The sequence below is a fragment of the Streptomyces flaveus genome, assembly GCF_014647675.1.
Classification (GTDB): Bacteria; Actinomycetota; Actinomycetes; order Streptomycetales; family Streptomycetaceae; genus Streptomyces; species Streptomyces flaveus.
In genome coordinates this window covers 97,798-103,797 of record NZ_BMPQ01000031.1, presented here as the reverse complement: position 1 = coordinate 103,797, position 6,000 = coordinate 97,798, and the positions used below count along the sequence as shown (strand labels likewise).

3 protein-coding genes are annotated in these 6,000 nt (G+C 65.1%); all 3 read left to right on the top strand.

Annotated elements, in window-relative coordinates; all coding sequences use genetic code 11:
• Positions 1-237 precede the first annotated feature (237 nt).
• The 3 genes from IEZ21_RS38300 (at position 238) to IEZ21_RS38290 (ending at position 5,628) form a co-directional block, all read left to right on the top strand.
• On the top strand, positions 238-474 hold the full coding sequence (locus tag IEZ21_RS38300; RefSeq protein WP_189326437.1) for a hypothetical protein: 237 nt from the start codon (positions 238-240) through the stop codon (positions 472-474).
• 552 nt (positions 475-1,026) lie between these two features.
• A complete protein-coding gene (locus tag IEZ21_RS38295; RefSeq protein ID WP_189326436.1) occupies positions 1,027-3,303 on the top strand; it encodes a GmrSD restriction endonuclease domain-containing protein in 2,277 nt (758 codons plus the stop codon).
• Positions 3,304-4,242: 939 nt separating this feature from the next.
• Complete coding sequence (locus IEZ21_RS38290) at positions 4,243-5,628, top strand: FAD-binding oxidoreductase (RefSeq protein WP_189326435.1); 1,386 nt, start codon at positions 4,243-4,245, stop codon at positions 5,626-5,628.
• The last annotated feature ends 372 nt before the right edge of the window (positions 5,629-6,000 follow it).

Below are 6,000 nucleotides of genomic sequence, written 5' to 3'. Positions count from 1 at the left end.
CAGAAGCACCTCCGGCGCGCGCCACGGCATTTACCACGCCCCCGGCGCGCACCGAAGGTGCGCTGAGTCGCTGACCTGCGATTTTGTGGCCAGGGTAGAGGGCTCGACCTGTTTCTCTCCGTACGGCGGTTCGAGCGGACGGCGTCCCTCGCGACCTTCCTGACCTGCGCATTCATGGGGGAGGCGCTGCATCGGAGGACGCCGTCAAGGTCTCGTCCGGAGATTCTCGATGCTCGCATGACGCTCGAAGCGGGAATCTCAACCTGCCGGACCTCTCCGGCCCGGGCCGCGCGGACCGGTTCCATCGGCACGGGCAGGAACTCCGGTACGTGTGTTCTGCTTCTCCTCCACAGCGGCGGTGCGAGTTGCCATCTCGGCCTCACGCTTCTTGGAGCCGAGAGCGCGGCCCGTACGGGCCGCAGCAGCCAGACCGAGCTGCGGGCCGCGCGGATCTCGTCTTCGCACATGCTGTAGAAGGTCAGTTCGTCGTCGATGCCCGTCACCTCGACGTGCCGGGTCAGGACGTCGGCGAGCGCGTTCCCGAACACGCGGAGCTCGCGCTCGTTCTCGTGCGGCGGAGTGATCAGGTGGCTCGCTCGCAGCCGCCGTACTCCGGGAGTGCCTACCAACGAGGCGAGGTGGGTGAAGGACCTGGCGTCCTTTGCGGCCCGGATTCGCTCCCAGCTGTCGATGACGTAGAGCCGGGTCTGGACATGAGTGGCCCTTGGCGATCAGTGCCCTGGCCGGCCACCAGCCGCTGCGACGACCGGTCAGGTCCGGGCTGGCCAGCTCGTGCAGCCCGTCGGTGTCGACGATGACGATCTCGGGAGCGTCAAGAGGTCTCGGTGCCGCGGCTGTTTGCCGCCCTGCGGCATTCTTCCGCAGGTGAGCGAGTTGGCTAGTCGCATTACCACCGGACCGAAGCGGTGCTGCTCCGTCAGGGTGACGCAGGCTAACCTGATGCTGTTCCCACGCTATGACCGCTTCCGCCGACCAGTTGCCCTCGGACGTTAGGAGCCCTCGGCTGTGCCACCCACTTTGTATCGCGACACTGGTTACACGCTCCGGCACCTGATCGAGAACATCGAAGGCGGTCGTATCGGATTGCCAGACATTCAACGCCCGTTCGTCTGGTCTGCGGCGAAGACCCGCGATCTCTTCGACTCGATGTATCGAGGCTACCCGATCGGCACCCTGATGTTCTGGGAGACCGGCGCTGAGGTGGGGACGCGGCAGATCGGAACGGAAGCCGGTGATCGGGCACCTCAGCTGTTGGTCGTTGACGGGCAGCAGCGGCTCACCGCCCTGTTCGCTGTCCTCACCGGACGCAAGATCGTCACTAAGTCTTTCGACGAGATCAACGTTCGCATCGCGTTCCAACCGGAGGACCAGGCGTTTGAGGTCACGGACGCGGCGATCGAGCGTGACGCCCACTTTATTCCGGACATCACAGCGCTCTGGGCCCAAGGTGGTTACAAGCCCACCGTCCGGCAGTTCTTCCAACGGCTCGAACAGGCCAGCGGCCAGCCCTTGTCGGACGCTGCCAAGGATGAGCTCGAAGAACGCGTAGACAGGGTCCGGGACCTGCACGAGTTCCGCTTCCAGGTTGTGGAGCTGGGTGCTTCGGCCAACGAGGAGCAGGTCGCCGACATCTTCGTGCGCATCAACTCCGAAGGCGTGAAGCTCAACCAGTCCGACTTCATCCTCACCCTGATGTCAGTGCATTGGGAGAAGGGCCGCCGCCAGCTGGAAGACTTCAGCCGCAGCGCGGTGGTCGCAGGACTCCCCGGTCCGAGCCCTCGAAACGCCTTTCTGGACCCCCGCCCGGACCAACTGCTGCGCGTAGCCGTCGCTGTCGCCTTCCGGCGCGCCCGGCTGCAGCACGTCTATAGCGTCCTACGGGGAAAGGACCTTGAAACCGGCAAGGTCACCGCCGCTCGACGGCAGGAGCAGTTCGACCGGCTCGCCCAAGCACACACGAAGGTCCTGGACCTGACCAGCTGGCACGAGTTCTTCCAGTGCGTCACGGCGGCCGGCTTCCGCAGTCGCAAGATGATCACCTCCGACAACGCCCTGCTGTACAGCTACACGATCTGGCTGATCGGACGCCACGACTTCGGACTGACGATCGATGAACTCCGTCCCGTGATCGGACGGTGGTTCTTCATGGCGCACACCACCGGTCGGTACTCCAACTCGCCGGAGTCACAGATGGAGTTTGACCTGGGACGGATCGGCAGTCTGCCGCCAGGTGACGGCCGAGCCTTCACCGCGGAACTCGACCGGATCATCGCAGCAAACTTCACCGGCGACTACTGGGACATCTCACTGCCGAACCGGCTGGACACATCCTCGTCGCGTTCACCGGTACTGTTCGCCTACCAGGCGGCGCTCAACATCCTCGACGCCGAAATGCTCTTCGGCGACCAACGAATCCGTGATCTGCTGGACCCCTCAGTCCAACCCGCCAAGGCTGTCGACCGGGACAACCTGTTCCACCGCAAGGCGCTCGCCGGACTGGGTATCACCGACCGGCGCCAAGTCAATGCCATCGCCAACATGGCCTACGTGACATGGCCGGCAGATGAGCTGTCCAACACCGACGCACCACATGACTACTGGCCGAGAATCACGGACGCGATGGACCCGGAGATGCTCGAGCGGCAGGTACGGTGGCACGCGCTCCCGGTCGGCTGGGAACAGCTCGACTATTTGACCTTCCTGGAACGGCGGCGCCAGCTAATCGCCAAGGTCGTGCGGGAAGCGTTCGAAACCCTCACAGGGGAACGCCCTGCGTACGTCCCAACCACCCCGGCCGACATGATCGCCGCTGGCGAGTCCCAGGGCACCGAGTTCAAGGCCAGCGCCCGCTGGAATGTGCACACCCGGCAGGCCGACAAGTCCCTACGGCACAACATCGTCAAGGCCGTCTGTGGCTTCCTGAACGGCGAGGGCGGAAACCTGTTCATCGGTGTCGCCGACGACGGAACCGTCCTCGGCATCGAGAACGACCTCACCACTCTGGAGTCGCAGGCCAGCGTCGACGGGTATGAGCTCTTCGTACGCCAACTCCTCGACAGCAGCCTGTCGACACCGACAGCGACCACCGTCCGCGTACGCTTCCCCGAGATTTCTGGCAATGTCGTCTGTCAGATCAGCGTTGCCGCGGCAGGTAAACCGGTGTTCGCCAAGCCCGCCAAGGGCGGCAACGGCGCCACCGACTTCTGGGTCCGGGTCGGCAACGCCACGAAGCAACTCCACGGCGATGACCTCCTGCGCTACCAGGAGGAACACTGGGGATGAGCGTCCCTATGGCCAGCCCTCCGACCAGAGGGGAATGACCTCGGGCCTATTCCTGGTGTAGACCACGGTCCGGTTGCTGCAGAGAGCCTTGGGAGTCGCACTCACCAGACGGCTTGGCGACCTGCACATTTGGGCACATCGACGGATGGCGCCGGTGGAGTCCGGTCGGCCCTCTCGGCCTCCTCGTCGACCGGCTTGAACACGCAATGGGCCGCGCACCGCGGGAGCGGTCGCCAAGGAGCAAGCGCAGGCCGTCGGCCGTGACGCTCGTTTGACGCTCTGGACGCCGACAAGCCGGGGCGAGAATCGATGGGATTGCTGTGACCTGCGCTTTTCCATAACCAGCACAGACCGACGTCATACCGATGACGCATAATGTGGAGTGCGTGGCGATTTTGGAGCCTGCCGTGAAGGGCTCTTGAGCTGCGGTTTTGGGCGCGCGCGTTAGGTGCGGTGTGGGCGTTGCGGGCGATATCTTGATATTGAATTGACGCTCGTTTACGCTCATTTGGCGCTCGTTCTGATGGGATATCAGGTGTAGCTCCACGCCTGTCAGAACCCTCGTTACGGTTCACCAGGGCGACGGTCGAGCAGGAGCGCTCCGTCATTGGGCGTGGCAGGACTTCGGTCGGCCTCAGCGACCTCTACTTGTTGTCACTGCCCTCGATGCTCGGCTGTATCTGAAGGGCTGGAGCCTCTACGGCCCCGCAGCACAGACTGGACTCCCGGCGAGCAGCGATCTGCAGGAATTGCGGGGCTCGGTAGTCGGCGGGACGCTGGACAAGTCAGCCTTGCGGCATCCGATGAGCCGACGCCCGCGAAATCCCGGGCTCAGAGACAACTTGGTGAAGTCCCGGTCCAAGCAGCGGGTGATCGAGGTGACAGCCGTGGAAGGCCGAAGCCGGGGGCAAGAAATCTGCTCCTCTCGAGGAGATCACCATGGACAGTGCGACCTTGGATGCGATGCAGACCTCTCTGCGGGGGCCGGTCATAGGCCCGCAGGATCCCGAATATCTCGAGGCCCGCAGCATCTACAACGCAATGATCGACAAGCGTCCCGCCGCCATCGTGCGGTGCGCGGACGCCGCGGATGTCATGGATGCGGTCAACTTCATCCGCGACAACAGCCTGGAACTCGCCGTTCGGGGTGGCGGGCACAGTGGTCCCGGCCTGTGCCTCGTGGAGGACGGCGTCACCGTCGACCTGTCGCCGATGCGCTGGGTACGGGTCGACCCCGCCGAGAGGACCGCCCAGGTGGGCGGCGGCAGCCAGCTCCGCGATCTCGACCACGCCACCCACGGCTTCGGGCTCGCCACCCCCACCGGCATCGTGTCGATGACGGGCGTGGGGGGCCTGACCCTCGGCGGTGGCCATGGATACCTCACCCGCAAGTACGGCCTGACGGTGGACAACCTGCTGGCCGCGGACGTCGTGCTGGCCGACGGCAGCTTCGTCACCGCGAGCGAGACCGAGCACCCGGACCTGTTCTGGGCCCTGCGCGGTGGCGGCGGCAACTTCGGCATCGTGACCTCGTTCACCTACCGCCTGCACCCGGTGGACACCGTCGGGGTCGGCATTACCGTGTGGCCGGTCGACCACACACGCGAGGTGCTCACGTGGTACCGCGACTTCCTCCCGCAGGCCCCGGAGGACATCTACGGCTTCTTCACGCTGTTCACCATCCCGCCCGGCCCACCCTTCCCCGAAGAGATCCACGGCCGGAAGATGTGCGGCATCATGTGGTGTCACACCGGTGACCCGGACCGCACCGAGGACGCCCTCGCGGTGGTGAACGAGCCCGCCCCGCCCGCCTTCCACTTCACGGCACCGATGCCCTATCCCGCGTTGCAGAGCCTGTTCGACGAGCTGATCCCCACCGGGTACCAGTGGTACTGGCGCGGCGACTTCTTCGACCGTATCCCGGACGCCGCCGTGGACGTGCACCTCAAGTACGGCGAGAACCTCCCCACCCCGCTGTCGCTGATGCACCTCTACCCGGTCGACGCGGCCGCCCACCGCGTGGGCCGGGAAGACACCGCGTGGAGCTACCGGGACGCCGTGTGGTCCGGCGTCTTCGCCGGCGTCGACCCCGACCCGGCCAACGCCGAGACCATCAAGCAATGGTGTGTCGACTACTGGGAGGAGACGCACCCCCACTCCATGGGCGGCTCGTACGTGAACTTCATGGGGCAGGGCGAGGACCAGGAGCGGGTCCGGGCCACCTACCGCGACCACTACGACCGGCTCGCGCAGGTCAAGCGGACGTACGACCCGGACAACCTCTTCCACGCCAACCAGAACATCAAGCCCGCTCAGCAGCACTGACTGCCGGACCTTGCCGTCCGCGTCCACGGTGCTTCGGGGTGCCGCGGCTTCTGCGCACCGCTGGTGGACGCCCTGCGTGAGTATCCCGAACAGGTCAACCTGGCAGAGACCGTGCAGTTCGGGATGGCTGAAGCGTTCTGGCTTTTGACCGGTCAAGGAGTTCTCGGACTGGTCGCCTTCGGCACGGTGACAACAAGGGCACCTACTTAGCGGCTCGTTACAAACGGCTGACCACCCCTAGTAGCCCTATGGAACCCTCGTCGCCGTCGAGCACTCCCACCTCGCGGCACCCTCTCGCGGAGTCCGGCTCACGAGAAGTTTCCGAATATCGAGATCTGTCCGCGTCCCGGCACCGAATCAAGAGCATGGGTG

What these genes read in the sequence shown, in the direction of transcription:
- IEZ21_RS38290 (WP_189326435.1), top strand. Translation starts at nt 4,243, where the DNA reads ATGGACAGTGCGACCTTGGATGCGATGCAGACCTCTCTGCGGGGGCCG.
- IEZ21_RS38300 (WP_189326437.1), top strand. Translation starts at nt 238, where the DNA reads ATGACGCTCGAAGCGGGAATCTCAACCTGCCGGACCTCTCCGGCCCGG.